The sequence below is a fragment of the Alkalihalobacillus deserti genome, from assembly GCF_020734105.1.
Lineage (GTDB): Bacteria > Bacillota > Bacilli > Bacillales > Bacillaceae_D > Halalkalibacter > Halalkalibacter deserti.
The window spans coordinates 21,607-47,463 of the sequence record NZ_JAJAFR010000016.1 but is presented as its reverse complement, the minus strand read 5'-3'; the positions used below and the strand labels follow the sequence as shown (position 1 = coordinate 47,463).

The following is a 25,857-nucleotide window of genomic DNA, read 5'->3' as shown; positions in this document are numbered from 1 at the left end:
GAACAGGCGTTTTAAGTAAGTTAATATAGTAAAGAACGCTCAGATATTGTATCCAAGCGTTTAATTATAGTGTTATTGGTTGTTAAATAAACGACCAATTACCATGTTATTAAGTCATGTATTTAACGTTTTCTCTCCTAGAACTGCACCCCTTACAACTAATAGGAAGGTTCCATCTAGAAAAAGCTATCTTCGTAGCTTACGATCTTTTGGTGTCAGCATTTGAAAATGTTGATACAAATTTACAAATTCAGTCGGTAATGCCCCACCATGCTCTCCATCTAAATTTAGTTGCATATCGCCTTCAACCTCTACTTTAATGCGATTTGCATGAACATATATGACTTTCGGATGATGAATATGTTCGCCTCTAAGAGCTAACGTAGATAGGTGTAGAAATTCTGGGAAAGAAAGCTTTTTCACGACAATAAAGTCAAACATTCCATCTTGCAATGAAGCATCTGGAGCGAGTTTCTCAAATCCACCTACCGAATTCGTATTGGAAACAAGAAACAACATAATTTCTCCTTCAAATAACTTTCCGTCATATTCAATCTTGACCTTTCTTGGGGTTACTTGAGGGAGTTTTTCAAGTCCTTTAATATAATAAGCTAGTTGACCTACTACTGTCTTCAGCTTACTAGGAACTTCATACGTTAACTCTGTTAACGTTCCTCCTGCTGCGATGTTGATAAAGTAACGATCACCAGCTCGTCCAATATCAATCGGTTCGAAGTGATCTCCACAAAGAACATCGCAGGCTTTTTGAATATCCCGAGGAATATGAAGAGCTCTAGCAAAATCATTTGTCGTACCTGCAGGGATTAGACCAAGGCTTGGTCTTTCTTTTAAGGCGGCTAAACCATTTACCACTTCAAAAATCGTTCCATCTCCACCGGCGGCAATCACTAAGTCATAACCGTTTTCTCCCGCTTTGCGGGCGGCTCGCTTTGCACAGCCTTCACCCGTTGTCGCATGTGCCGAAGTCTCATACCCTGCTTTTTCGAGTCGCTCTAATATATAAGCTAAACTTTTCCGTATTTGTTCACGCCCAGACGTTGGATTATAAATAAGCCGAGCTCTTTTCATTGTAGATCCCCTACTTTATTAACGTAATTATCTCCAAATTTTGTCACTACTTGTTTTATTGTACCTTAAAAGATCCCTGTTCACAAACTCATACACACGTTCTACTAAAAAATCTGATTTCTCTATAGTTAGAGAAACCAGATCTATAACACTAATTAATGTTGGCTTAAAATCTATACATGTTGATCAATCTCAATTAACGCTTCGCTATTTCCTCAAGCAACAGTTTGTTCACCAATGGAGGATTCGCTTTTCCTTTTGACGCCTTCATAATTTGACCAACGAGGAAGCCAATTGCTCGTTCTTTCCCGTTTTTATAGTCCTCAATCGATTGTACGTTGTTGTCGAGAACCTCAGTCACCATCTTCAAAAGTGCACCTTCGTCAGAGATTTGAACAAGACCTTTATCTTTAACGATTTGTTCAGCCTCTCCACCGTTTTCAATCAATTCCTTAAAAACTTTTTTGGCAATTTTAGAAGAGATTGTCCCTTTTTCAATCAGGTCGATCATACCTGCTAAGCCTTTAGGAGTAAGAGGTACTTCTTGAAGTTCTTTTTGTTCAGCATTTAAATAAGCTGATACTTCACCCATTAACCAGTTAGAAGCTTGCTTTGCTCCTGCACCTTGTCCAATTGTCTCTTCAAAGAAATCAGCCATTTCCTTCGTTAAGGTTAAGACCGCTGCATCATAAGCTGGTAATCCAAGTTCGTCGACATAGCGTTTCTTTCTTCCATCTGGAAGCTCAGGAATTTCAGAGCGAATACGAGCTTTCCATTCTTCATCAATGTATAAGTCAACTAGATCCGGCTCTGGAAAGTAACGGTAATCATCCGAACCTTCTTTTACACGCATTAGGACAGTTTTGTTAGCCGCTTCATCAAAACGCCGTGTTTCTTGTTCAATAATGCCACCTGAGAGAAGCACTTGCTCTTGACGCTTCTCTTCATACTCAAGACCTTTTCGTACAAAGTTGAATGAGTTCAAGTTTTTAAGTTCTGCTTTTGTTCCGAATTTCTCTTGTCCAACTGGACGAAGAGAAATATTCGCATCACAACGAAGTGAGCCCTCTTCCATTTTACAATCAGAGACACCCGTGTATTGAACGATCGCTTTTAGCTTCTCTAAATAAGCATAAGCTTCTGCTGGTGTACGAATATCAGGCTCAGATACAATCTCAATTAGTGGTGTCCCTTGACGATTGTAATCTACAAGGGAATAACCATTGCCAGAGTGAGTCAACTTACCAGCATCTTCTTCTAAATGAAGACGTGTGATTCCAATTCGTTTTTTATAGCCATCTACCTCAATCTCGATCCAACCATGCTCTCCAATTGGCTTATCAAACTGAGAGATTTGGTAAGCCTTTGGATTATCAGGATAAAAGTAGTTTTTACGGTCAAATTTGGTATCAGTGGCTACTTCACAATTAAGAGCCATAGCTGCTTTCATTGCGAATTCAACAGCTGACTTATTTAATACTGGTAAAACGCCTGGATATCCAAGATCGATTACACTAGTATTCGCATTCGGCTCTGAGCCGAAATGGTTCGGACTAGCTGAAAAAATTTTCGATTCTGTCTTTAATTCAACGTGGACCTCAAGTCCGATAATGGTTTCGAAATTCATCGCTTGTCTCCCCCCTTATAACGTCGGTTTTTTCGTGTGATAATCTGTTGCTTGTTCAAAAGAATGTGCCACACGATAAACGGTGCTTTCATCAAAATGTTTACCAATAATTTGTAACCCAAGTGGAAGGCCATCTTTAAACCCACAAGGGACAGAAATTCCCGGAACACCAGCAAGGTTAACTGGAATGGTTAAGATGTCATTTGCATACATTGTTAATGGGTCTTTTGTGTTTTCGCCGATTTTAAACGCAGGTGTTGGCGTTGTAGGTCCAATGATTACATCGTATTCCTCAAAAACTTTTTCGAAATCTTGTTTAATTAACGTACGTACTTGCTGTGCTTTTTTATAGTAGGCATCATAATAACCAGAGCTTAACGCAAAGGTTCCAAGCATGATACGACGCTTCACTTCATTTCCGAAGCCTTCCGCACGAGTCTGCTTATACATCTCAAGAAGGTTTTCTGCGTTATCTGTACGGTAGCCATAACGAACACCATCAAAGCGAGAAAGGTTCGCCGAAGCTTCAGAAGAAGAAATCAAATAATAGGTCGCAAGCGCGTATTTAGAGTGGGGTAGAGATACCTCTTCCCATGTAGCACCTTGATCCTCAAGTACTTTTAAAGAAGCAAGGACAGATTGCTTTACTTCTTCTTGTACGCCCTCACCTAGATACTCTTTTGGAACAGCAATTTTTAGTCCTTTCACATCACCAGTAAGAGCAGATAAAAAGTCCGGTACTTCGACATTAGCAGACGTTGAGTCCATTGGGTCTATGCCTGTAATCGTTTGTAACAAATAAGCATTATCTTCTACGTTACGAGTGATTGGACCAATTTGATCAAGTGATGAGGCAAAGGCCACTAATCCGTAACGTGATACTCGTCCATATGTAGGTTTTAATCCAACGACACCACAAAACGAAGCTGGCTGACGAATCGATCCACCTGTGTCTGATCCTAAAGAAAAAGGAACTTCTCCAGCCGCAACTGCTGCCGCTGAACCACCACTCGAACCACCTGGTACCGTATCTAGATTCCAAGGATTTCTCGTTTCTTGAAGGGCAGAGTTCTCTGTAGAAGACCCCATCGCAAATTCGTCCATATTCAGCTTACCAATTGTGATTGCTTGAGCGCCTCTTAGCTTTTGCACAACAGTAGCATCATAAATCGGATCAAAATTCTCTAGAATACGACTTGAACAAGTTGTCCGTAGGTTTTTTGTTACGATGTTATCTTTCACTCCGATTGGCATTCCAAATAAAAGACCGCGTTCGCTGTTTGAGCTAAGAGCTTCATCCAACTCACTCGCATAAGCGCGTGCCTTTTCTTCGTTTAATGTGACAAACGCTTTAACTTTGCCGTCTACTTCAGCAATGCGCTTGTATGATTCATCAACGAGATCAGAGACTTTCACTTCTTTGTTTAGAAGCATTGTATGTAGCTCTGACATCTTATGGTCAAATAAAGACATGAAGCTTGTCCTCCCCTACTATTCTATAATTGACGGTACACGGATTTGTCCGTCTTCATGATCTGGTGCATTTTTTAATACATCTTCAATTGGTAGTCCTTTTGCTGATTTGTCCTCACGTAATACATTCTTCATATCAAGAACATGTGTAGTTGGTTCTACACCTGTTGTATCTAGTTCGTTCAGCTGCTCTGCAAATGTAATAATCGCATCTAATTGTTCTGTAAACATCTTCGCTTCTTCATCTGTAATCGCAAGTCTAGCTAGATGAGCTACGTGCTTGACTTGTTCCTCTTGGATTCGCGACATTTCTCCTTCACCTCCGAAAAAATTCGAGCATTTTGACAATATTATTATAATACCAAATTACACTTTCATAGGCAACAAACCCTAAGTGATGAAATAGTTACATAAGAAAACAAATCCCCTCTTAGTTGTTAGACTAAGAGGGGATTTATATCTTACTATAGTAATTCCTTCCTTGATTTTTCAAATTCTTCCTGAACCTCATTCGAAGGCTCTTGGCCAAGCACACTGACAACCATGATTGCAATCCAAGCGAGAATAAAACCTGGAATAATCTCATAAAGACCTAAAATTGGAAATTGCTCCGCTGATAAGCTGAACCAAGTATCAAGCTCCGCCCACAGAATAACGGTTAAACCACCAACGAGCATACCAGCTAAAGCTCCGTTACGCGTCATTCGTTTCCAGAATAACGCTAGGATTAGAACAGGGCCAAAAGCAGCGCCAAACCCAGCCCAAGCATAACCGACTAGATCAAGAACGGAGCTTTCAGGGTTGTATGCAAGCACGATGGCGATTAACGCAATGAGAACAACGCCAATTCTACCTACCCAAACAAGTTCTGTTTGAGAAGCGTCTTTTCTAATAAATCTTTTATAGATATCTTCTGCTAGAGCACTAGAAGACACTAAAAGTTGCGAATCAATCGTACTCATGATGGCTGATAGAATCGCTGCCAGTAGGAACCCAGCTACCCACGGATTAAAGAGTACTTGAGTAAACATTATAAATAATGTCTCATGTGATCCATCCGCAAGAGGCTGGCCTCCAGGACCATTTTCCGAGAAGTAGGCAATCCCAACAAACCCTGTGAAGATCGCTCCAAATAACGCTAGTACCATCCATGTCATTCCCACAGCACGTGCTTTCGGTATTTCTTTCACAGATTTAACAGCCATAAAACGTGTGACAATATGAGGTTGACCAAAATAACCTAACCCCCATGCAAGTAAGGAAACGACACCAATGAACGTGGCTCCTTGAAACGCATCTAAGTATGCAGGGTCAATCGTTCCGACTGCATGAATCGTCTCACTCCATCCACCGATACTTGAGATCGCCACAATTGGAACGATAATTAAAGCTAAAAACATAAGAATTCCTTGAAAAAAGTCCGTCCAACTTACCGCTAAGAAACCACCTAAAAATGTATATGAAATTATGACTAATGCACCAATCCATAAAGCTTGCGTGTAAGTCATACCAAACGACGCTTCAAATAACAAAGCACCGCCTACAAGTCCTGAAGACGTATAGAAAGCAAAGAAAATAAGAATAAGAACGGCCGAAATAATACGCAATGCCTTCGAGCGATCATGGAAACGATTCTCCAAAAAGTCTGGTAGCGTAATAGAATCATTCGCTATTTCTGTGTAAATTCTAAGTCTTGCTGCAACAAACTGCCAATTTAAATAAGCACCGATTGCCAAACCAACTGCAATCCAGATCTCTCCCATTCCACCAACATACATTGCACCTGGTAGTCCGAGTAACAACCAACTACTCATATCAGATGCACCCGCACTAAGAGCAGCGACACTTCCTCCAAGACGACGTCCACCAAGAACATAATCAGATAAATTACTAGTTAACCGGTACGCGACTAGTCCGATTAAAAGCATCCCTACTAAATAAATAATAAACGTAATAATCGTTGCTAATTCCAATTTTACTCACTCCTCCTTTTAAGTAATGAGATGATTGATAAGACAATTAATAAAGGCATTGGAACATACAGCAAAAACCAAGTTGCTGTTGTTAATCCGTAATCCATCTGTGCACCTCCTTCATAAATCCGCTTTTTGAAGATCTATGCAACGATTTTGTATAACATGACATAAACAAGCGTTTGTTTAATTCTCCTCTTTGAATTGGACATGTTGTTTACCATATCATATTATAAGTTCCGGAACACTTTCAAATAGTTTACATCCTTCGTCTTTATACATTTTTATTCATACTCCCTTCATATATAAACGTTTTCATAGCTATTTAGTGTAATACATACAACCTAACTAATCTTAATTAATTTCTTTTCCGTACTAAAGCAAGTACGTAAAAATCAATTTTTATCGACAAAAAAACCTTCTGATTTTTTTCATCAGAAGGCTAACTTTTTTATCTTGACCCTTTTACATATGGTTTTCCTATTGCTTTAGGTCCTTCAGCACGTCCTACAAATCCAGCAAGTGCCAAAATCGTTAATACATAAGGGGCGATCAAAAGAAACACAGACGGGACATTAGCAAGCACTGGAATTTGTGCTCCCGTAATACTTAACGCTTGAGCCAATCCAAAGAATAAGGCTGCTCCCAACACCCCGAGTGGATTCCACTTCCCAAAAATTAACGCAGCCAGTGCCATAAAGCCTTGACCGACAATCGTCGTTCCAGAAAAGTTGCCAGAGACCGTAACGGCAAATACAGCTCCCCCTAGGCCAGCAAAAGCTCCACTTAACATGACTCCTATATAACGCATGCGAATCACATTGATCCCCATCGTATCAGCAGCCATTGGGTGTTCTCCAACCGATCTGAGACGAAGACCAAATGGAGTATAAAATACAATAAAATAAACAACGAAAGCCAATAGGATTGCAATGTAAGAAGTAATATATACATTAGAGAAAAACAATGGACCAATAATCGGAATATCACTAAGAACCGGAACATCAAAGCGGTAAATTCGATTTCGAATATAGTCCGTTTGTCCTTTGCCATACATTAATCGAATGAGGAATACACTTAATCCTACGGCTAAAAAGTTAAGTGCTACACCACTAACAATTTGATCAGCCCGAAATGTAATTGAAGCGACCGCATGAAATAACGAGAAAATGGCTCCAATTAAAATAGCCGCTAACATCGCAAGCCAAACTGAAGGAGCTCCTAACCCCATTCCTTCTAGTGTCAGAGTGACCACAATTCCTGTAAACGCTCCTATGACCATAAGTCCTTCTAAACCGATATTAACAACGCCTGATCGTTCACTGAACAAACCGCCTAAACCAGTTAAGATAAGGGGAGCAGCGGCGTAAATAGCTGCAGGTATAACAAGCGCCAAAATTTGCATGAAATCCATCTAAATCCCCTCCTTCTTAATTCGATTCATGACCCAGCGAATGATATAACTAGAAGCCACAAAGAAAATGATTAGAGCAATCACAATGTCTATTAATTCGACAGGTACCCCTGCTTTTGATTGCATATTGAGTGCGCCAATTTGCAAACCACCAAATAAGAACGACGCTAATAAAACCCCTACCCCAGTATTTGCACCTAATAAGGCCACTGCGATCCCGTCAAAACCAACTCCAGTAAATCCTGAAAGAATGCTCATATAACCATAAGTTCCTAAGCCCTCCATCGCACCTGCGACACCAGCAAATCCACCGGAAATAAGCATCGCAAGAACGATGTTTTTCTTTACATTCATTCCAGAATATTGTGAAGCATGCTGATTAAACCCAACCGCACGAAGCTCAAAACCCTTTGAAGTTTTCCATAAGATAAACCACATCACTATACAACCTATAAGAGCTACAATAAACCCATAGTGCAGTCTCGAGTAATCAGTTATCGACTCCAGGAATGGAGAAGCTAATGAAGCTGATGGCGAGATAGCTTCTGTTCGTTCTCCTGGTACAAGTAAAAATGCTCGAATTAGATAATTCGCTGTGTATAAAGCAATATAGTTCATCATAATGGTTACAATTACTTCATGAACTTGAAAACGCGCCTTCAAAATCCCTGGAATGAATCCCCATAACGCTCCTGCCAAAGCACCAGCAAGGATGGCTACCGGCAAGTGAATCAGTTTAGGTAGTTCCAAAGCAATCCCGACATAAACTGAAGCAAGCCATCCGACAATCACTTGACCTTCTACCCCAATATTAAAAAGTCCCGTACGAAAAGCAAATGCTACCGCAAGACCAGATAAAATAAGAGGTGTCATCGTTCTTATCGTCTCACCCATATAATACGTATCACTAAAGATTCCTTTTAACAAAGCAGAATACCCTAACACTGGATTGTAACCAGTCAGAAGCATTACAATTGCGCCTATTAAAATCCCTAACAAGACAGCTATTAGCGGGACTAGTAGCGAGAGAAATTTATTTCTTCGAAGCAATTTTTTCATCATCTTGCTTCACCTTCCTTCTCCTTCTTTCCACCAGCCATCAGTAAACCTAATTCTCGTTCATTTGTTTGGTCAGCATCTACAATTCCGACAATTTCCCCTTCATAGATAACAGCGATTCGGTCACTTACGTTAAGAATTTCATCTAATTCAAGCGACATAAGAAGGACCGCTCTTCCTTTATCCCGCTCCATCACGAGTCTTCTATGAATCGACTCAATTGCCCCGACATCTAATCCTCGAGTTGGCTGTGCCGCAATTAAAAAGTCTGGTGACCGATCAACCTCACGCGCGATAATGGCCTTTTGTTGATTTCCTCCAGATAAAGAACGAGCCAATGTGTATTCACTCGGTGTACGAACATCATAATCGTCAATTAGAGTCCGCGCTTTTTTATAAATTTCATTATGATTTAAAATTCCATTTTTCGAATAAGGCTTATGATAGTAAGTTTGTAAAACGATGTTTTCTCCAATGGTAAAATCTAAAACTAGACCATGTTTATGACGATCCTCAGGTATATGCCCAAGCCCAGCCTCTGTAACCTTACGCGGCTTAAAATTGGTAATATCTTTTCCATTCAAAGAAACGGTGCCTGACTCAGCCTTACGTAAACCTGTAATGGCCTCAATTAATTCAGACTGCCCATTTCCATCGACCCCTGCAAGTCCAATGATTTCTCCAGCCTTCAGATCTAAACTTAAGTTGTTAACAGCCGTTACCCCACGTGAATCGTTTACAGTTAAGTTATTTATACTTATAATTGTTTCTTTTGGGTTAGCCGGACCTTTTTCTATACTAAAATTGACTTCACGTCCTACCATCATTGCAGCTAATTTATCAGGATTGGTATCACTCACATCAACAGTACCAATTCCTTTTCCACGCCTTATAACCGTACAGCGGTCACAAACAGCCATAATCTCTTTTAGTTTGTGTGTGATTAGGATGATTGACTTCCCTTCTTTGACTAATGTCTTCATAATACTGATAAGCTCTTGAATCTCCTGTGGTGTTAAGACTGCGGTAGGTTCATCAAAAATAAGAATGTTTGCACCACGATAAAGCGTTTTTAAAATTTCAACCCTTTGCTGCATCCCCACTGAAATGTTTTCAATTTTGGCATAAGGATCTACCTTTAAGCCATATCGATTCGAAATCTCTTCTACTTCCTTAGCTGCCTTTTTTAAGTTAATCCTGCCTGCTTTTTTGGGCTCATTTCCTAAAATGATATTTTCTGTGACAGTGAATTTATCAACGAGCATAAAATGTTGATGTACCATACCGATCCCAAGATTGTTCGCTACATTAGGATCGGTAATTTGTACTTTTTCACCACGAACGACAATTTCACCTTTTTCAGGTTGATACAGTCCAAATAACACATTCATTAAAGTCGATTTCCCAGCTCCATTTTCTCCAAGGAGAGCATGAACTTCTCCATGTTTCACTTGAAGAGTAATATTATCATTTGCCACAATTCCAGGAAATTCTTTACGAATGTTATTCATTTCAATAACATAACTCATCTGTAAATCACTCCTCACCTTTCGACTATATAACGGTTAAGCAAAATGGCTTCAGCCGTCTTTTCTTAGAAGCAATGAGCGGAACAGCTACTTCTTTTAAGTCAAACGACAATTGGTCTTTGTCATTCAACGCGCAATATATAGAGCCACTGCTTTTCTTCAAGTAGGATTTCAGACCTTATTGAACTCGTCCTGTATTCACTTGAAATTCAAACTTTCTTAGTCTTTAAATAAAGAGGCAATGAAGGATTGGGCAATTAACAATCCTTCATTGTCCCTTTGTCCAACTATTTATGTATAGACTTTTTATTGAAAACAAAAGGCTAGTGCGCTACTAGCCTTTTGTCATGAGAAAATTAAAGTGAAGATAGGAATTCTTCGTATTCTTCATCGGTTTGCGGAACTGAAATATCGCCTTCTTGGATTTGTCCTTGATAATCGTCAACGGCTTGAAGAGCTTCTTCAGACATGTTGTCTTGTGAAGAAGCAATTCCCACTGCTTCATCATTTAAACCAAATTCAAGAACTTCACCACCAGGGAAGTCTCCACTCATCGTACGCTCAGATACTAAATATACAGCTCTGTCTACACGTTTTATCATTGAAGTTAGAGTTACTGATTGACCATCGTCACCAAATACTCCTTCTTCATGTTGATCACGGTCAACGCCAATTGCCCAAACATTTTCACCATTTCGAGCACGGTTAATCGCTTCTGTAAAAAGACCATTCCCCGTATCACCAGCTGCGTGATAAATAATATCAGCACCTTGGCTATACATCGTATTTGCAATTTGTGAACCACGGTCAGGATTGTTAAAACTTTCAGCATACTGAACAATAATCTCTCCATCTGGATTTACTGCTTTAACACCTGCTTTAAATCCATTTTCAAATTTCTTAATTAAAGACCCTTCAACTCCACCAATAAAGCCGACTTTATTTCCAGTTGTTTGAAGACCAGCTGCAACACCTACAAGGAAAGATCCTTCATGTTCTTTAAAGGTGATGTTCGCCACATTAGCTAATGGAACACCATCCTCATCTGCTACGACAGAATCGACAATCGCTAATTGAGCATCTTCTACTTGTTGTGCGATCGTACGAATTGCATCTTCCATAAGGAAACCAATTCCCCAAACAAGATCGACATCTTCACGAACCAACGTACGAAGATTTGGTTCGAATTCAGCCATATCACCCGATTGTAAATAGCGATAGCCTGTTCCTTCTTCTAAACCTACTTCTTGTCCAAACAAAGATAGACCTTCCCATGAAGATTGGTTGAATGATTTATCATCAATTCCGCCAACATCTGTAACCATTCCTACTGTAAAGTCCACAGCTTCATCTGTATCCCCTGGAGCTGCTTCATCTTCGGTAGTAGGAGCTTCACCACCCGCTCCACAAGCTGACAAAACAACTGCTGCAGCTGCTGTCACCGTTAACGTACGTAACCACTTTTTCATGTAATATCCCCCTTTTTCCATCGTGCGAACGCTTTCCTTATGTACGTCACACAGTCTTAGAAGTAGAAGTACCCTTTCATACCAAACATTTCTTGTATAGGATTTCAACTTTGATTGATTTCTATTCCTACCTAATTAAAACTGTTTGACTTTTCGAGTGCATCGTAACTAAAATAATTCGTTAGACGTCAGACCCCTTATAAGGTGTCAGTCGGCGAGATAAATAAATCATGTAAGGTAGGATTAATAAATAGTTTTTTTTATAAATACTTAATAACTTTCGTTTCAACAAAAGCATTTAAAAATAGTAGTCTCCTTTAAAGTGAAGCACTTAAAAGGGGACTACTATTTTTGGAATTATTATTTCAATCTAATTTAACACGTGAATAAATGGTTCCTCGTCTGGATTTCGAACAATAATACTCTCTGTATTTCCAGAAACAGATGTGATCTCAACACTTACTTTATAATGCTCTTGGAATCTTTGTTGTAATTGGCTAGCTACATACTGGGAAAGGGCGACAATCTCAGCTTTCCCCTGGAAACGTAAAGGAATTTCAATATTCAATTCTTGAATTTGATTATCCACATAACGTCCTTTTCCAACTACCCCTAGATACGTATCAAAAAAATCTTGAATATCGTCTTTAAATCGCTGGAACTGATCGGCTTCATTTCGAGCTTCTTGATTTGCTTCACTAGAAGGGAACAGAAGGTATCGTTCATTTAAGCGTTGAAAACGACCTAAATCCCCTCTTGGATCAGCTAGCGCTTTCACAAAAAAATGCCCTGGAATCACAGATTCACGAGGTTGCTCTTTGAAAACCGCAAAAAGAATCGGAATATCCTGAAAAACCCCTTCTTCCATTGACCGTAATCTACTTAAAATTTCTTTTGCAATTCGTTCAGCTTCTTGTTCAATTGCTTGCTCGGATAGTGGAAGTTCATAGAAATAGTAACGGCCTTGTTCATCCTCAACTCTAAAATTATAGACACTATTCATCGAGAGTCCAATCACAATCCCACCAAGGTTTAATTGACCATTTGAATCTTTAACAAGATAATTATGTTCCAAAATATGGGATAAATAGCGAGGCTGACTTTCTTCTCTTGCACGCATATCTTCTCCTGACCCAAGTGCTGGATTAAGTCCATCTGGATTAGAGTCCTTATTATAACGCATTAACCAATTATTTAGCTTATTTCTTTCGATAAATTGTCCTTCTCTAAAGAAGTAATCTTTCGGATCAAAATGTTGCTGAGCAATGCGCGTTAAACCCATCTCTAGCTGATCTAAATCAAGGCGATTATAAATAACTGAATTTCCAAATCCTCTTGATTCTCCATGCTTATAAGAACCATCGTATAAAACACTTTGATAATAGTTGTCAGGCGTAATGATTTGTGGAACGACTTCTACTATCTGCTCTTCTTCATTTACATTTTCTTCTACCACCTGCTCTTCTTCGGGTAAACTCGAAAAACACCCCGTCAAAAAAAACAGAATGAGAGAAGTAGCTCCCCACTGTTTCAACATGATCCACTCCCCTCCTCTCTTTAAAACTATTTTATTTAGAATTTAACATCTCAACTAACTTCGCTTCATCCCAAATCTCAATATTGAGTTCTTCTGCTTTTGTTCGCTTTGAGCCAGCATCCTCTCCAGCGATGACAAGATCCGTTTTCTTACTTACGCTTCCTGTCACTTTCCCTCCGAATGCCTCAATCTTTTCCTTAGCCTCATCGCGCGTGAGTTGTTCAAGCTTACCTGTTAACACAACTGTTTTTCCTGCGAACAGACTATCAGAAATTTCACTGTCAGCTAGAGCTTTCGGACCTTTATAGACGATATTGACTCCAAGGCTCACTAGCTCATCAATTAATACTAACACTTCAGGAGTTGAAAAATAACGTTTTATCGAAGACGCCATTTTTTCACCTATTTCATTAACAGCAATCAGCTCTTCTTCTGTTGCCCTTTGAATGTTATCAATCGTTTCAAATTCAATAGCTAATGTTTTGGCTGCTTTGGCTCCAACAAAACGAATCCCTAAGCCAAACAATAGACGTTCAAGCGAATTTCCCTTTGTCTTTTCAATCGCAGCAAGCAATTTATCTACCGACTTTTCTCCCATTCTTTCAAGCTTCAATAATTCATCTCGATTTAGTTTATAAATATCAGCTACATCATGTACGAGGTCATGATCAAATAATTGACTAATGACCTTTTCTCCAAGGCCGTCAATATTCATGGCGTTTCTTGAAACAAAATGAATCAATCCCTCTTTGATCTGTGCCGGACATTGTGGATTAATGCATCTCAATGCTACTTCTCCCTCTAAACGTACAAGGTCACTTTCACAAGCAGGACAATGAGTTGGCATCGTAAATTCACGTTCTGACCCATTCCGTAAATCAGTCAGAACATTTACAACTTCAGGAATGATGTCACCAGCTTTCTTAATGACAACAGAATCACCAAGCTTCAAATCCTTTTCACGAATTAAATCTTCATTATGAAGAGAAGCCCTTTTTACGGTTGTACCCGCAACGGTAACCGGTGATAAAATCGCTGTTGGTGTGACGACTCCTGTTCGCCCTATATTAAGTTCAATATCTTCAAGTGTGGTCACAACTTCCTCAGCCGGAAATTTAAATGCAATTGCCCACCGTGGACTTTTTGCTGTGAATCCCATTTCCTTTTGTTGTTCTAGACGGTCTACTTTAATGACGATCCCATCTATTTCGTAAGGGAGTTCTCCGCGCTTTTTAACCCATTCTCCTGTATACTCGATAACTTCTTCAATAGAAGAACAATTTCTGCTTTCTTTATTTACGCGGAATCCAAGGTCGTGTAAATAATGAATCCCTTCCTGGTGCGACGGAACTTCCTTATCCTCAAGATAGCCAATCGCATAGATAAAAATAGATAAATTACGTTTTGCTGCCAGTTTCGGGTCCAATTGTCGCAGTGAACCTGCCGCTGCGTTTCTTGGATTCGCAAATTTCTCTTCCCCTGCTTGTTCTTTAGCCATATTCAACGCTTCAAAAGATCCTTTGGGCATAAATGCTTCACCACGAACTTCAATATTAACCTTTTCTTTTAAACGAAGAGGAATTGCAGGAATGGTTTTAAGATTAGCTGTTATGTCTTCTCCAACCGTCCCATCTCCACGCGTTGCCCCTCTTATGAATTTTCCATTTTCATAGATAAGTGACACCGCTAAACCATCAATCTTCAACTCGCAGGTATATGTAACATCATTTCCTACTAACTGTCTAACACGGCGATCAAAGTCACGTAGATCTCCATCTGAAAAAGCATTCCCTAAACTTAACATTGGTGAACGATGTTCTACTTTTTTAAAGAATGGAAGGGGTTCCCCGCCGACTCGAATCGATGGAGAATCCTCACTAAAAAACTGAGGATACTGTTGTTCTAATTGTAATAGTTCTTGCATGAGAGCGTCATATTCAGCATCTGAAACAACTGGATTATCAAGTACATAGTAATGATGACCGTACTCTTCTAAAAGCTTACGAAGCTCCTCCAGTCTTGTTTGGGCTTGCTGCTCCATGGCTTTCGTCCTTTCTTGAGTAGGTAAAAAGGGCTCTAAATGCCCTTTTTACCTACCATACTTTACTGTTTAGTGATGGGTGCAAATTTAGCAAAAAGACGTTTTACACCAATTGGATTCGGAAAGGCAATGTCTAACTCTACTGATTCGCCTGCTCCTTTAATACTAACGACCGTTCCAACTCCCCATTTTTTATGGAATGCTTTATCACCGACATTCCAAGAAATTTGGTCGCCACCTGTCTGAATCACTCTAGGTCGCTCAATGTTACGACTAGGCTGAGCTGGTGTTGTTTTTCGAGACGTCTTCATCCATTCAGGGGTTTGCTTTTTCTGTTGCTCATTTAAAGATTCAAGACACTCTTCTGGAATCTCATTGATAAACCTTGAAGGAGGATTGGTATTCGTTCGACCAAACATTGTCCTTAATCTTGCATTAGTAACGTAAAGTTGCTTTTCCGCTCTTGTAATTCCCACATAAGCTAAACGACGCTCTTCTTCCATTTCCTCCGCTTCAAATAACGAGCGGCTATGCGGAAAAATCCCCTCTTCTAATCCGATTAGAAAGACAAGTGGAAATTCTAATCCTTTAGCCGCGTGAAGCGTCATAAGCGTAATGGCATCCTTTGGCTTGCCTTCATTCTCATCATCTAGCTTATCAATATCAGCAACAAGGGCTAAATCCGTTAGAAACGCAACAAGTGATTTGTCATCCTCATTTTGTTTTTCAAACTCATTCGTTACAGTTAAAAATTCATCGATGTTTTCAATCCTGCTTAAAGCTTCAAGTGACTTTTCATTTTTAAGCATCTCACGATAGCCGGTCCGTTCTAATAATTCTTCGACCAATTCCGTTACAGATAAATACTCCTGCATTTCAACCCAGTGAGTCAGTTGTTTAGAGAATTCTTGTAACTTCACCGCTGTACGTCCAGGAAGTCCAACTTGTTCAACTTCTTGAAGCGCTGCAAAAATGGATATCCCTTGATCAATCGCATATGCTCCAATTTTATCAACTGTTGTTGCTCCTATCCCACGCTTAGGTACATTGATAATCCGTTGTAAACTAATATCGTCATCTGGGTTAGCGATTAAACGTAAATAAGCAAGGACGTCTTTAATCTCTTTACGATCATAGAACTTTGTTCCTCCGACGATGTTGTAATCAATATTAGACTTAACAAAGTATTCCTCAATGACACGAGACTGGGCATTGGTTCTGTATAAAATCGCTATATCAGAATATCTATAGTCATTTATTTGCATGGCTTCTCTTACTTTTTCTACGACAAATTGAGCTTCCGAGTGCTCGGTATCTGCTGCATAATAGCCAATTTTCATTCCGGAATCATTTTCCGTCCAAAGGTTTTTAGCTTTTCGATTCGAATTGTTTTCAATGACATGGTTCGCTGCTTGAAGAATCGTCTTGGTTGAACGATAGTTTTGTTCAAGGAGAATAACTTTTGCTTTAGGATAATCCTCTTCGAACGATAAGATATTGGCGATATCCGCTCCACGCCAGCGATAAATAGACTGATCGGAATCACCGACTACACAAATATTCTTAAAGCGTTCCGCTAACATTTTCACGAGCATGTACTGAGCTCGGTTCGTATCTTGATACTCATCAACCAAAATATATTGGAACTTGCGTTGATAGAATTCGAGTACTTCTGGAACTAATTTGAATAACTCAATCGTTTTCATGATTAAATCGTCGAAATCAAGCGCATGGTTTTTCTTTAATTGCTTTTGATAGTCAACATAGACATCGGCTGCTGTTTGATCATATGGGCCCGTCGCCGTTTTTGCAAAAGCATCAGGCTTTTTCAACTCATTTTTCGCACTACTAATCGTCCCAAGAATGCTTCTTGCTTCAAACTTCTTCGGATCGATGTTCTTATTCTTTAAAATTTGTTTAATAACAGATAGCTGATCTCCGGAGTCCAAAATCGTAAAGTTTCGATTGTATCCAATTCGATCAATGTCTCTCCTCAAAATCCTGACACACATTGAGTGGAATGTTGAAATCCAAATATCTTCTGCCACTGGGCCAACTAGTTGAGCAACACGATCTTTCATCTCACGTGCAGCTTTATTCGTAAAAGTAATCGCTAAGACACTCCAAGGTGCAATCTCTTTTTCTCTTAAAAGGTAGGCAATTCTATGTGTTAGTACCCGTGTCTTACCACTTCCAGCCCCCGCCATTAACAGCAAAGGACCATCTGTGTGCTGGACGGCTTGTCTTTGCTCTGGGTTTAGACCAGAGAGCATTTTTTCAATTATTTTCGCTTGCACACCCTCACCACCAAACGTATGTTCTTTTATTTTAGCTTGTTTTTAATTGGATTTCAATGTTCCTTGTTACCTATGTTAATCTATTTTATATACTCGTGCTTTTAACAGCCTCCACGGTCTTTAATGAAGAAATTAAATCTTCATATATAAAGTTCCCAACAACTACAGTATCCGCAAACTGGGCCATTTCTCTTGCTTGTTCCACAGAACGGATTCCGCCACCATAAAATAACTGTGTATTTTTCAATACAGCAGACACGTCTTTTACAATCTTTGGATCACCGTACGTTCCACTATATTCAAGATAAAAGATGGGGAAATGGTAAAGGTGCTCAGCCATACGGGCATAGGCAACAATATCTGCAGTCGTTATGTTCGTTTTGGCTTTTGTTAGCTTCGCGGCTTTGGCTTCTGGATTCAAGATGCAATAGCCTTCAACCGCTATTTCATCCCAATTCATGATAGCCCCAAACTCTTTAATTGCTTGGTGATGATAGCCTTGAACCCATTTTAAGTCAGGACTGTTCATCACAGATGGAATAAAGAAATAGTCAAATCCTGGCGTAATCGCATCCAAATTTGAAATTTCAAGTGCGCACGAAACGGTATACCGGCGAACTCGTGCAAGCAGCTGCAAGGTATTATCAAGAGTTACCCCGTCTGTTCCACCTATAATCAATCCGTCTGTACCTGACTCACAAATAGCTTCTAATGCTTCATCTGTTAACTCCTTGTTTGGATCTAATTTAAATACATGTCTCCATTCTTTTACCTCAAGCATTTTTACCACTCCCGCACATGCTAATTACCAACAAAAATACATATCTGATTAGTCATTATATCAAAGATGAGTTAGGTTGTCGCCCGAGGATGATATCCAATATTTTTAAAATTCTCTCCTGCTAAGCGCTAAGCTATTATATTTTAGTTTTGCCGATACTATCTGTATTTAAGAGCTTGTTCCAAAAGGGAATAGGCTTGGAAAGAAGTAAAATATACCTGGAGATCGAGTTAGAATCAGACAAAATAGTTTAGTCCATGTTTATATTACCTAAATAATAACAGTATCATTTTTCCATTACTCCAATAACGACAAGCCTGAGGAACTTCGTAAGGGCATTAATTGTGATTTTTTACGTATATCAGTGAAATACAGATGTTAACAGCTCACTCGACTTCATTGTGAAAATTCACCCTGCATTGCGATTTCCCCTGGTTTATTAGCGTTCTTTCTGTCTGTTTTTAGACATGATTGCTAATAAACTGCTTGAAAGCTTTTTTTAACAATTGTTAGTAATAGCAGTTCATAGAACAAAAAAAGTGTTAGCCATCCACACGTTAGAAAACTGTGCACGCTTCCCTTTTTTTACTTTTAAAAGAACCCTACCTTTAATATAAGGTAGGGTTCTTGAAAATCTAACACAATAATATTACATTTATAACTCGTCAAAGCCATTGTCACTCGATACTTTTGCATATTGGCGTGACTTTTGTTCAAAGAAATCACTCTTTGCTGCATTTACATCCTCATAAGCTTTAATCCATCTCATTGTGTTTGTCCGATGATCCGGAAAAATTGCTTCATAACCCAGCTGCTTGATTCGTTTGTTCGCCATGAATTTTAAGTACGATTCCATTTCTTGCGGATCAATTCCATCTAATTTATCTCCAATAACATAACGGAACCACTCGATCTCAAGATCGGTCGCCTTCTTAAAAGCATCCTCAACAAACTGATTCATTGCTTGTGTATCTAGTTCTGGATTTTCTTTTAAAAGTTCTTTGTATAGATTAGTAAAGTAATAGACATGAAGCTGTTCATCACGATTAATGTAATTTATCATCGTTGACGTAGATACCATTTTTTGGTTACGAGCTAAATTATAGAAAAATGCAAAACCTGAATAGAAATTTAAGCCTTCTAAGATCACATCATAAACAATGGATTTGGCTAATGTTTCCGGTGTTGGATCCGAGGAAAATTTCTCATAGCCATCAACGATAAATTCATTTCGTTCACGAAGCACGGGATCATGCTTCCAGTATTCATAAATCTCATCTTGTGTGGCCTTTGGAACAAGACTCGAGAGAACATAAGAATAGCTTTGATTATGAACTACCTCTTGAAAAGAAAGCACACTCATCAGCGCTGCCATACTTGAATCTGTTAAATAGTCAGCCACACGTAGCGTATAGTCGGTCTGTATGCTATCAAGAAAAGCTAGTAAGCCAATAATCTTTTTAAACGCTTCCTGTTCATCCTGTGTAAGGGCTGGAAACTGTTTTGCATCATGGGTCATATTAATTTCAAAAGGCGTCCAGAAGTTGGCTAACATATTTTTATATAAAGGATAGGCCCATGAAAAACGGACATCATCCCAATTTAAAACATTCGAACTTCTTCCATTGATTAATGCCGTTGAAGCATTCGGTGCTTTGACATCATATAATTTACGTTTTTGCATTCGATCCAACACTCATTCCCCCTCTTGTTAACTAGAACAACTTTCGCAATCATCTTCTATTGAAACAGATGTCGATCTGATATAATAGGTCGTTTTCAAACCATTCTCCCAGGCTAGTAGGTGCATTTCTAGTAGATCTTTTGCTCTTACCGTGTTTGGAACATAGAGATTAAAAGAAATGCCTTGATCAACATGACGCTGTCTTTTCGCATTTTGACGTATACTCCACTTTTGATCGATGACGTGCGCCGGCTTGTACAGCCACGTTGTTTCAGCATTTAAATCTGGTGCGACAACAGGGATCCGATAATTTTTCTTTTCTTCCATATACGATTTTGCAAAAATCGGATCGATGGAAGCGGTTGAACCTGCTATTAATGAGGTCGTTGCATTTGGCGCAACAGCCATTAAATAGCCATTTCGAATTCCATACTCATTCACTTCAGCTCTTAAATCATTCCACCTTGTAGAATCGTACTTTCGTCTATCAAAGAATTCTCCTGTTTCCCAATCCGAGCCTGCAAAAGCTGGATAAGCTCCTTTCTCTTTTGCAAGCTGCAAGGAGGCTTTCACAGTTAGATAAGCAATTTCTTCATAGACTTCATCTGCATAGACAACCGCTTCTTCACTTTCCCATCGGATTCCATTTGTTGCTAGTAAGTGATGCCATCCGAACGTACCTAGCCCAACGGCACGGTATTTTTCATTTGTCAACTGAGCTTGCTTTACTTCAATCGTGTTTAAGTCAATGACATTATCAAGCATTCTTACTTGAATCGAAATCAATCGGTCAAGTACATCATCATTTACCGCTCTTGCTAGTGCAATAGAAGACAGATTGCAAACGACAAAGTCACCAGGTGTTTTAGTCGTAATGATTTTTCCGTCTTCTGTTGTTTCTTCTTCAATTACGGTGGGACTCATGTTTTGCATAATTTCCGTACAAAGATTCGAACCATAAATCATGCCTTTATGACGGTTTGAGTTAAGACGGTTAACCGTATCCCGATAAAACATGAACGGACTACCTGTCTCCAATTGTGAAAGCATGATTCGCTTCATAATATCAATTGCTTGGACTTCTGTTCTTGATAATTTTTGATTTTCAATACACAATTGATACTTTTCTCGGAAAGATCCGTTTCCTTTTTCCTCATCATAATAATCTTCAAGTGAAAAACCCATTACTTGACGCACTTCATGAGGATCGAACAAATACCAATACTCACGATTATCAACGGCCTCCATGAACACGTCTGGAATTGAAATGGCCGTGAACAAATCATGAGTTCGTTGTCGTTCATCGCCATTATTTAGTTTTGCATCAAGAAAGGAAAAAATATCTTTATGCCAGACATCCAAATAAACAGCAATTGCCCCTTGACGTTGTCCAAGCTGATCGACACTTACAGCTACATTATTTAATTGCTTCATCCAAGGGATCACACCTGATGATACCCCCTTAAAACCACGGATAGATGAGCCTTTTGCACGAATTTTCCCGAGATAAAGTCCCAAACCACCTCCATTTTTACTCACTGTTGCCGCATCTGTACAACTATCAAAAATAGACCTTAAATCATCTTCTACCGTATCAATAAAACAACTCGAAAGCTGTCCATCTTTTTTACCAGCATTTGCAAGAGTTGGCGTCGCAACTGTCATATATAAATTTGATAAAGCCCAGTAACTTTCTTTTACTAGTTCTAGTCTTTTTTCTATTGGTTCTTCTACCATTAACGTCATGGCTATCACCATCCATCGCTCCTGTGGTAGCTCAAGTAAAGTTCGGTCAAAGTGCCTAGTTAAATAACGATCAGCAAGAGTTTTGATTCCAATGTATGTAAAATGTTGATCTTGTTCCAATGTGATCGAGTGAGCTAATTCCGTTAATTCTTTTTTTGAATAGCTTTGCAGTCTTTGGTCATAGAAGCCATCTTCAATCAGCTTCTTTACCCAATCAGCAAATCCAACCTTCCAATCTGTGGACCATCCTCTTACTTTTGTTACTTCCTCGTAAAGTGAATTTAAATAAGCTTGCGCAGCAATATACGTCCAATCAGGTTGGTCCGTATCAAGAAAGTTTAAGGCATCAAGCGCTCGCTTTTCCCAGGTTGATTCTTCTTTCCACCATTCAGCAATAGATAGGTCTGGAAATCTATTTTTCAATTCTTCAACTAAAGATTTTTCTACCGTCATCGTATCCATTAAACAACCACTCCTCATAATCTAAATAAAAAACGCTCTTCCTCAGCTATAAGGAAGAGCGTAAAACGGCGTAAGAGAAAGACACACAAACAACTAAACTTCATTGTCGATGTTAATTGCCGTCTCACTTCTCACACCCCGAAGAAACCTGACTGAGGAATATAGGTAGGTCTCCTGACTCGTGTTTCAACCTCCTCAGAACCTTCCCGTGTCATCATTGCTAACACAGTGGTATTCTCTGAATTGTCGACACTTACAGTTGCGGGGACAGTTCTGGTTTTTCACCAGATTCCCTATTAAGCCGTACGGCACCTATTATTCCGCTTAAATCAATATATAGTTATAATCAAAACACTAGATTACGATATATTGTATATAGTAATAGAGTCAGTGCGAGATTGCAAGTCTAAGTTCCTTTTACAAATTAAAAAAACGTCCAAATGCGCTTTCCTCTAGACGATACGATTCTTCTATTTCTTCTCAATCACAACAGCCGTCCCATACGTAATAATTTCAGCCGCTGCACTCATCACTGTTGACGTTTGCATGCGCATTCCGATAATAGCATTTGCTCCTTTTTCTTCTGCTTCTTGAACCATACGATGCATCGCTAATTTACGAGCTTCCGTCATCATCTCGTTATATCCCTTAATCTCACCACCGACAATACCTTTTAAACTTGCCGTGATATCACGCCCAATGTGCTTGGTTTGAATTGTACTTCCTTTGACATACCCCATAACATCCGTTATTTCATACCCAGCTACTTGATCAGTAGTCACAATCATCATAATCGATTTCCTCCTTTTTTTCTTTCCTACGCTCCACAATAAAAACAACTAATAATATCAGTAAAAGAACTCCATAAGTAAAAAAAGCAATGATGGCCCAAGCCTTATTGAAAAATAAAAGAACCAATCCTCCGAGTTGAAAGATAACAATAAACACAATAAGAATATACTTTAGTAAATCAGACATGCTTATTCAACCATGATCTTAGCAATTCTAAAAAAGCAGATGAAAACGGTTGTCTCCCTACATTTTTGTATGTTTTTTTCAATTGAAGTATACCTATATCTTCTTCTTGATCCCTGAGCATATGGTTCATTCCATCAATAATGTGAGCTTCCGTTTCGACATTTGTATACTTTCCTGTCTCATATACTCGTTCCGGAGTTGCTTGAAGATCCTTTGCACCAGTAACCGCAAGAATTTGACACTCAACCTCTGAGAGCCCTTTATAGACATTTTATCAGAATCAACCAACTGCTCTTCTTTTAGAAATTTAATGGCAGCCCTAGCATCCTCAACCAAATCTCAAAAGCCCGCTTCCATAAAGGCGGCTTCACTTTTTCCAGTCCCGCACTTCTCAAAGCGTAATGTGATAAATCCATTTCTCGTTAAGAAGGAGGCTAGCTGTTTGTATAATTTAATGTTTGGCTTTTTCTTTTTCCGTTACCACTACGATCTAAAGGACCTGATCCTGGAACAAGTAGAATAGCCATCTTCTTATCATCAGAAGATGTAGGAATAGTTATCGTACCAAAAACTTTTATACTGCTTTCAAACTGTATCTCTCTTTCATTCATCCGAGTTCCCTCCCATTATTTTTGCGGAATAAACATCGTTGCAAAAGTTCTTGCTTGCCGTTTTTCAGAAGCTTTAACCTCCGTCCATTTTTGAACTACCTCGCTTAGTTCCTTTCCAAATTGATTCATTTCATCGTTGGTTAAATGTAGAGTTGCTTGCCAGTACCCCAACCCATCTTCTTTATACTGAACTGGTTGGGGTTTATTCGCATATTGCTCAAACTCCTTAAGCAAATTAGCCTGATACGTCATAAAATAACGTAGATGTTCTTCAACTGAAGTATGTTCTATATCCGACTCGGATAATTTTACATTTTCTTTCTTGACCGCATAGTTTTTTTCAATTGTTCCCCTTACTTTATTTGTTTCAATAACTTCAATCAGGTTTGCATCGTTTAGTTGCTTTAGATGACGGTACATTGTCGCTTGAGGAATATCCTCAAGTTTTTCTAATAATTGCACAACCGTCATTTTCTCATATGAGAGTAACGCTTGAATAATTCACATACGGACTGGATGAAGCATAAGGTCGGCTTTTTTAGATTTCATATGAGCCCCTTTCATCATTATCATTATATATAATGATAATGATACTATTTGATAGTGAGCGCAAGTTTATTTTTATAACTTATGCTATAGTAACTAGTATCAAACGGTGAGAATAGTAGGAGTTAAATCATGGATATAAAAAAATTTGACCGTGTTTTCGATTCCCTTGAAGACTTCGTTGACACAGTTAGTAATGTTCTTAATTGCCCAGTCACTCTCGAAGATGCTAACCATCAATTATTAGCTTACAGTTCGCATGACGATACAACAGACGCCACTAGAATTTCTACGATTATCGGCAGGCGTGTGCCGGAAAAGGTGATTAACCGCTTCTGGAAAGATGGCGTGATTCCGGCCTTAAATCAAAGCAACGAGCCATTAGATATTCATAGTATCTCAGAATTGGGTCTTCGTAATCGTGTTGCTGTTTCCATTCGTAAAAACAGTGAAGTACTAGGTTATATTTGGGTGATTGAAGTCGATACAAAACTCTCAGATCAAGAAAAACAACTATTAAAACTAGCTGCGAGCAAAGCAAAAAATTTACTGCTTCAATTGAATCTTCAAAAAAAGCGTCGTGAAAAAAATCATCAACAATTACTCTGGCAGATTATCACAGATACAACGACACACGAAAATACGGCTCTTTTGCTTGAGAAAGTAAATATTAGAGCGCAAACTTTAGCAATTATGATCTTTCAATTTGAAGAAATATCTGATGTTCTTTACCGAAACATCATGTATATTATCAAAACAACTAGTAAGGTTACGATGCTTATTCATACGATTGATGAAGATCAAATGATTTGTCTTGTTAACCCTGTTCATAATCATTCGAGAAAAACGGACTTGATTCATTTTATGGAGACTCTACAACTCCAAATGAAAGAACGCTTTAAAGTTGAGAATATCCACATTGGTTGTGGCTATTTATATAATGATTATTCTAAATTAACTGAGAGTTACCATGAGGCTAAAAAGGTTGTTGAACTAAAACAGAATCGTGACGTAATAATGAAGCGTGCTTTTTTTTATCACGAACTAGGGGTTTTCCGACATCTCGATATTTTGTTACAAGATGAAAAGAATTTGGTCATGAATCCGGCCCTTCAGCAAATTAAATTATATGACAAACAGCATGCGACATCTTTATATGAAACTCTTGAAGTAATTTTAAGCAAAGATACAAATATGAATGAGGCTGCAAAAGAACTCCATATACACGTCAATACACTAAGCTATCGTTTAAAAAGGATTCAAGAGATTACCAATATCGAACTTAAAGACCCTATTCAACGAATCGGTCTTTACTTAGACGTTAAGTTAGGCCCTAAAACACGCGAAAAAAAACTAGCGTGTGCGAGGCCACTGAAAAAGGTGTGATTTCCACCTTTTTCAGTGGCCTTTAAGCGGAACCGTTGGTTTGTCTTAAGCCCTATGAGTGGTTTCTTATAGGGAGCGCAACGTGTGGAGTCATTGCCAAATCCTCGAATCTACTAAAAGGGACTTTTTCAGTGCCCTCGCGTGTGCCTCCTTTT

At 38.9% G+C, this 25,857-nt stretch carries 20 protein-coding genes and 1 riboswitch; of the genes, 1 reads left to right on the top strand and 19 read right to left on the bottom strand.

The genetic code is table 11. The annotated features are described in order from the left end of the window. Positions 1 to 186 precede the first annotated feature (186 nt). From LDX58_RS20060 to LDX58_RS19970, 19 genes are all read right to left on the bottom strand, one after another. Positions 187 to 1,089 (bottom strand): diacylglycerol kinase, encoded by a 903-nt coding sequence (locus LDX58_RS20060; RefSeq protein WP_227938776.1) that lies wholly within the window; start codon positions 1,087 to 1,089, stop codon positions 187 to 189. Positions 1,090 to 1,285: 196 nt separating this feature from the next. Next, the gene (gene gatB / locus LDX58_RS20055; RefSeq protein ID WP_227938774.1) at positions 1,286 to 2,716 is read right to left on the bottom strand and encodes an Asp-tRNA(Asn)/Glu-tRNA(Gln) amidotransferase subunit GatB; all 1,431 of its coding nucleotides are present in this window, start codon (positions 2,714 to 2,716) and stop codon (positions 1,286 to 1,288) included. Positions 2,717 to 2,731: 15 nt separating this feature from the next. Beyond that, positions 2,732 to 4,189, bottom strand: coding sequence for an Asp-tRNA(Asn)/Glu-tRNA(Gln) amidotransferase subunit GatA (gatA, locus tag LDX58_RS20050; RefSeq protein WP_227938772.1), 1,458 nt, complete (start codon positions 4,187 to 4,189; stop codon positions 2,732 to 2,734). Positions 4,190 to 4,207: 18 nt separating this feature from the next. Continuing rightward, on the bottom strand, positions 4,208 to 4,498 hold the full coding sequence (gatC, locus tag LDX58_RS20045) for an Asp-tRNA(Asn)/Glu-tRNA(Gln) amidotransferase subunit GatC (protein WP_227938770.1): 291 nt from the start codon (positions 4,496 to 4,498) through the stop codon (positions 4,208 to 4,210). A gap of 155 nt (positions 4,499 to 4,653) precedes the next feature. Continuing rightward, positions 4,654 to 6,162: a sodium/proline symporter PutP gene (gene putP / locus LDX58_RS20040; RefSeq protein ID WP_227938768.1), complete on the bottom strand. Its 1,509-nt coding sequence runs from the start codon at positions 6,160 to 6,162 to the stop codon at positions 4,654 to 4,656. Between the two features lie 451 nt (positions 6,163 to 6,613). Further along, a complete protein-coding gene (locus LDX58_RS20035; protein ID WP_227938766.1) occupies positions 6,614 to 7,576 on the bottom strand; it encodes an ABC transporter permease in 963 nt (320 codons plus the stop codon). Further along, positions 7,577 to 8,635: an ABC transporter permease gene (locus LDX58_RS20030; RefSeq protein WP_227938846.1), complete on the bottom strand. Its 1,059-nt coding sequence runs from the start codon at positions 8,633 to 8,635 to the stop codon at positions 7,577 to 7,579. Next, entirely contained in the window at positions 8,635 to 10,164 is a 1,530-nt protein-coding gene (locus LDX58_RS20025; RefSeq protein ID WP_227938765.1) for an ABC transporter ATP-binding protein, read from the bottom strand. The genes LDX58_RS20030 and LDX58_RS20025 overlap by 1 nt, the downstream gene beginning before the upstream one ends. A gap of 356 nt (positions 10,165 to 10,520) precedes the next feature. Next, positions 10,521 to 11,633, bottom strand: a complete 1,113-nt coding sequence (locus tag LDX58_RS20020) for a BMP family lipoprotein (protein WP_227938760.1) — start codon at positions 11,631 to 11,633, stop codon at positions 10,521 to 10,523. 370 nt (positions 11,634 to 12,003) lie between these two features. Continuing rightward, on the bottom strand, positions 12,004 to 13,170 hold the full coding sequence (locus tag LDX58_RS20015) for a CamS family sex pheromone protein (RefSeq protein WP_227938758.1): 1,167 nt from the start codon (positions 13,168 to 13,170) through the stop codon (positions 12,004 to 12,006). A gap of 31 nt (positions 13,171 to 13,201) precedes the next feature. Further along, on the bottom strand, positions 13,202 to 15,211 hold the full coding sequence (ligA, locus tag LDX58_RS20010) for an NAD-dependent DNA ligase LigA (protein ID WP_227938756.1): 2,010 nt from the start codon (positions 15,209 to 15,211) through the stop codon (positions 13,202 to 13,204). A gap of 62 nt (positions 15,212 to 15,273) precedes the next feature. Then, the gene (gene pcrA / locus LDX58_RS20005; RefSeq protein ID WP_227938845.1) at positions 15,274 to 17,484 is read right to left on the bottom strand and encodes a DNA helicase PcrA; all 2,211 of its coding nucleotides are present in this window, start codon (positions 17,482 to 17,484) and stop codon (positions 15,274 to 15,276) included. A 109-nt stretch (positions 17,485 to 17,593) separates the two neighbouring features. Beyond that, the gene (pcrB, locus tag LDX58_RS20000) at positions 17,594 to 18,289 is read right to left on the bottom strand and encodes a heptaprenylglyceryl phosphate synthase (protein WP_227938754.1); all 696 of its coding nucleotides are present in this window, start codon (positions 18,287 to 18,289) and stop codon (positions 17,594 to 17,596) included. A 655-nt stretch (positions 18,290 to 18,944) separates the two neighbouring features. Then, complete coding sequence (locus LDX58_RS19995) at positions 18,945 to 19,973, bottom strand: ribonucleotide-diphosphate reductase subunit beta (protein ID WP_372459260.1); 1,029 nt, start codon at positions 19,971 to 19,973, stop codon at positions 18,945 to 18,947. A 27-nt stretch (positions 19,974 to 20,000) separates the two neighbouring features. Next, entirely contained in the window at positions 20,001 to 22,181 is a 2,181-nt protein-coding gene (locus LDX58_RS19990) for a ribonucleoside-diphosphate reductase subunit alpha (RefSeq protein ID WP_227938750.1), read from the bottom strand. Positions 22,182 to 22,328: 147 nt separating this feature from the next. Next, a riboswitch (cobalamin riboswitch) is annotated at positions 22,329 to 22,513 on the bottom strand. Positions 22,514 to 22,651: 138 nt separating this feature from the next. Further along, positions 22,652 to 22,972: a YbjQ family protein gene (locus tag LDX58_RS19985; RefSeq protein ID WP_227938749.1), complete on the bottom strand. Its 321-nt coding sequence runs from the start codon at positions 22,970 to 22,972 to the stop codon at positions 22,652 to 22,654. Next, a complete protein-coding gene (locus LDX58_RS19980; RefSeq protein ID WP_227938748.1) occupies positions 22,953 to 23,159 on the bottom strand; it encodes a hypothetical protein in 207 nt (68 codons plus the stop codon). Before LDX58_RS19980 ends, LDX58_RS19985 begins: the two co-directional genes overlap by 20 nt. Positions 23,160 to 23,593: 434 nt before the next feature. After that, a complete protein-coding gene (locus LDX58_RS19975) occupies positions 23,594 to 23,770 on the bottom strand; it encodes a hypothetical protein (RefSeq protein WP_227938747.1) in 177 nt (58 codons plus the stop codon). A 15-nt stretch (positions 23,771 to 23,785) separates the two neighbouring features. Then, positions 23,786 to 24,268, bottom strand: coding sequence for a helix-turn-helix domain-containing protein (locus LDX58_RS19970; RefSeq protein ID WP_227938844.1), 483 nt, complete (start codon positions 24,266 to 24,268; stop codon positions 23,786 to 23,788). A 180-nt stretch (positions 24,269 to 24,448) separates the two neighbouring features. Between LDX58_RS19970 and LDX58_RS19965 the strand changes: the two genes are divergently transcribed. Beyond that, a complete protein-coding gene (locus LDX58_RS19965) occupies positions 24,449 to 25,702 on the top strand; it encodes a PucR family transcriptional regulator (protein ID WP_227938746.1) in 1,254 nt (417 codons plus the stop codon). The last annotated feature ends 155 nt before the right edge of the window (positions 25,703 to 25,857 follow it).

What these genes read in the sequence shown, in the direction of transcription:
- ligA (WP_227938756.1), bottom strand. Translation starts at nt 15,211, where the DNA reads ATGGAGCAGCAAGCCCAAACAAGACTGGAGGAGCTTCGTAAGCTTTTA.
- LDX58_RS20060 (WP_227938776.1), bottom strand. Translation starts at nt 1,089, where the DNA reads ATGAAAAGAGCTCGGCTTATTTATAATCCAACGTCTGGGCGTGAACAA.
- LDX58_RS19995 (WP_372459260.1), bottom strand. Translation starts at nt 19,973, where the DNA reads ATGCAAAAACGTAAATTATATGATGTCAAAGCACCGAATGCTTCAACG.
- gatA (WP_227938772.1), bottom strand. Translation starts at nt 4,189, where the DNA reads ATGTCTTTATTTGACCATAAGATGTCAGAGCTACATACAATGCTTCTA.
- LDX58_RS19980 (WP_227938748.1), bottom strand. Translation starts at nt 23,159, where the DNA reads ATGTCTGATTTACTAAAGTATATTCTTATTGTGTTTATTGTTATCTTT.
- LDX58_RS20020 (WP_227938760.1), bottom strand. Translation starts at nt 11,633, where the DNA reads ATGAAAAAGTGGTTACGTACGTTAACGGTGACAGCAGCTGCAGCAGTT.
- gatC (WP_227938770.1), bottom strand. Translation starts at nt 4,498, where the DNA reads ATGTCGCGAATCCAAGAGGAACAAGTCAAGCACGTAGCTCATCTAGCT.
- LDX58_RS19985 (WP_227938749.1), bottom strand. Translation starts at nt 22,972, where the DNA reads ATGATGATTGTGACTACTGATCAAGTAGCTGGGTATGAAATAACGGAT.
- gatB (WP_227938774.1), bottom strand. Translation starts at nt 2,716, where the DNA reads ATGAATTTCGAAACCATTATCGGACTTGAGGTCCACGTTGAATTAAAG.
- pcrB (WP_227938754.1), bottom strand. Translation starts at nt 18,289, where the DNA reads ATGCTTGAGGTAAAAGAATGGAGACATGTATTTAAATTAGATCCAAAC.
- LDX58_RS20025 (WP_227938765.1), bottom strand. Translation starts at nt 10,164, where the DNA reads ATGAGTTATGTTATTGAAATGAATAACATTCGTAAAGAATTTCCTGGA.
- LDX58_RS19990 (WP_227938750.1), bottom strand. Translation starts at nt 22,181, where the DNA reads ATGGATACGATGACGGTAGAAAAATCTTTAGTTGAAGAATTGAAAAAT.
- LDX58_RS20030 (WP_227938846.1), bottom strand. Translation starts at nt 8,635, where the DNA reads ATGAAAAAATTGCTTCGAAGAAATAAATTTCTCTCGCTACTAGTCCCG.
- LDX58_RS20015 (WP_227938758.1), bottom strand. Translation starts at nt 13,170, where the DNA reads ATGTTGAAACAGTGGGGAGCTACTTCTCTCATTCTGTTTTTTTTGACG.
- LDX58_RS19975 (WP_227938747.1), bottom strand. Translation starts at nt 23,770, where the DNA reads ATGAATGAAAGAGAGATACAGTTTGAAAGCAGTATAAAAGTTTTTGGT.
- pcrA (WP_227938845.1), bottom strand. Translation starts at nt 17,484, where the DNA reads ATGCTCTCTGGTCTAAACCCAGAGCAAAGACAAGCCGTCCAGCACACA.
- LDX58_RS20035 (WP_227938766.1), bottom strand. Translation starts at nt 7,576, where the DNA reads ATGGATTTCATGCAAATTTTGGCGCTTGTTATACCTGCAGCTATTTAC.
- LDX58_RS19965 (WP_227938746.1), top strand. Translation starts at nt 24,449, where the DNA reads ATGGATATAAAAAAATTTGACCGTGTTTTCGATTCCCTTGAAGACTTC.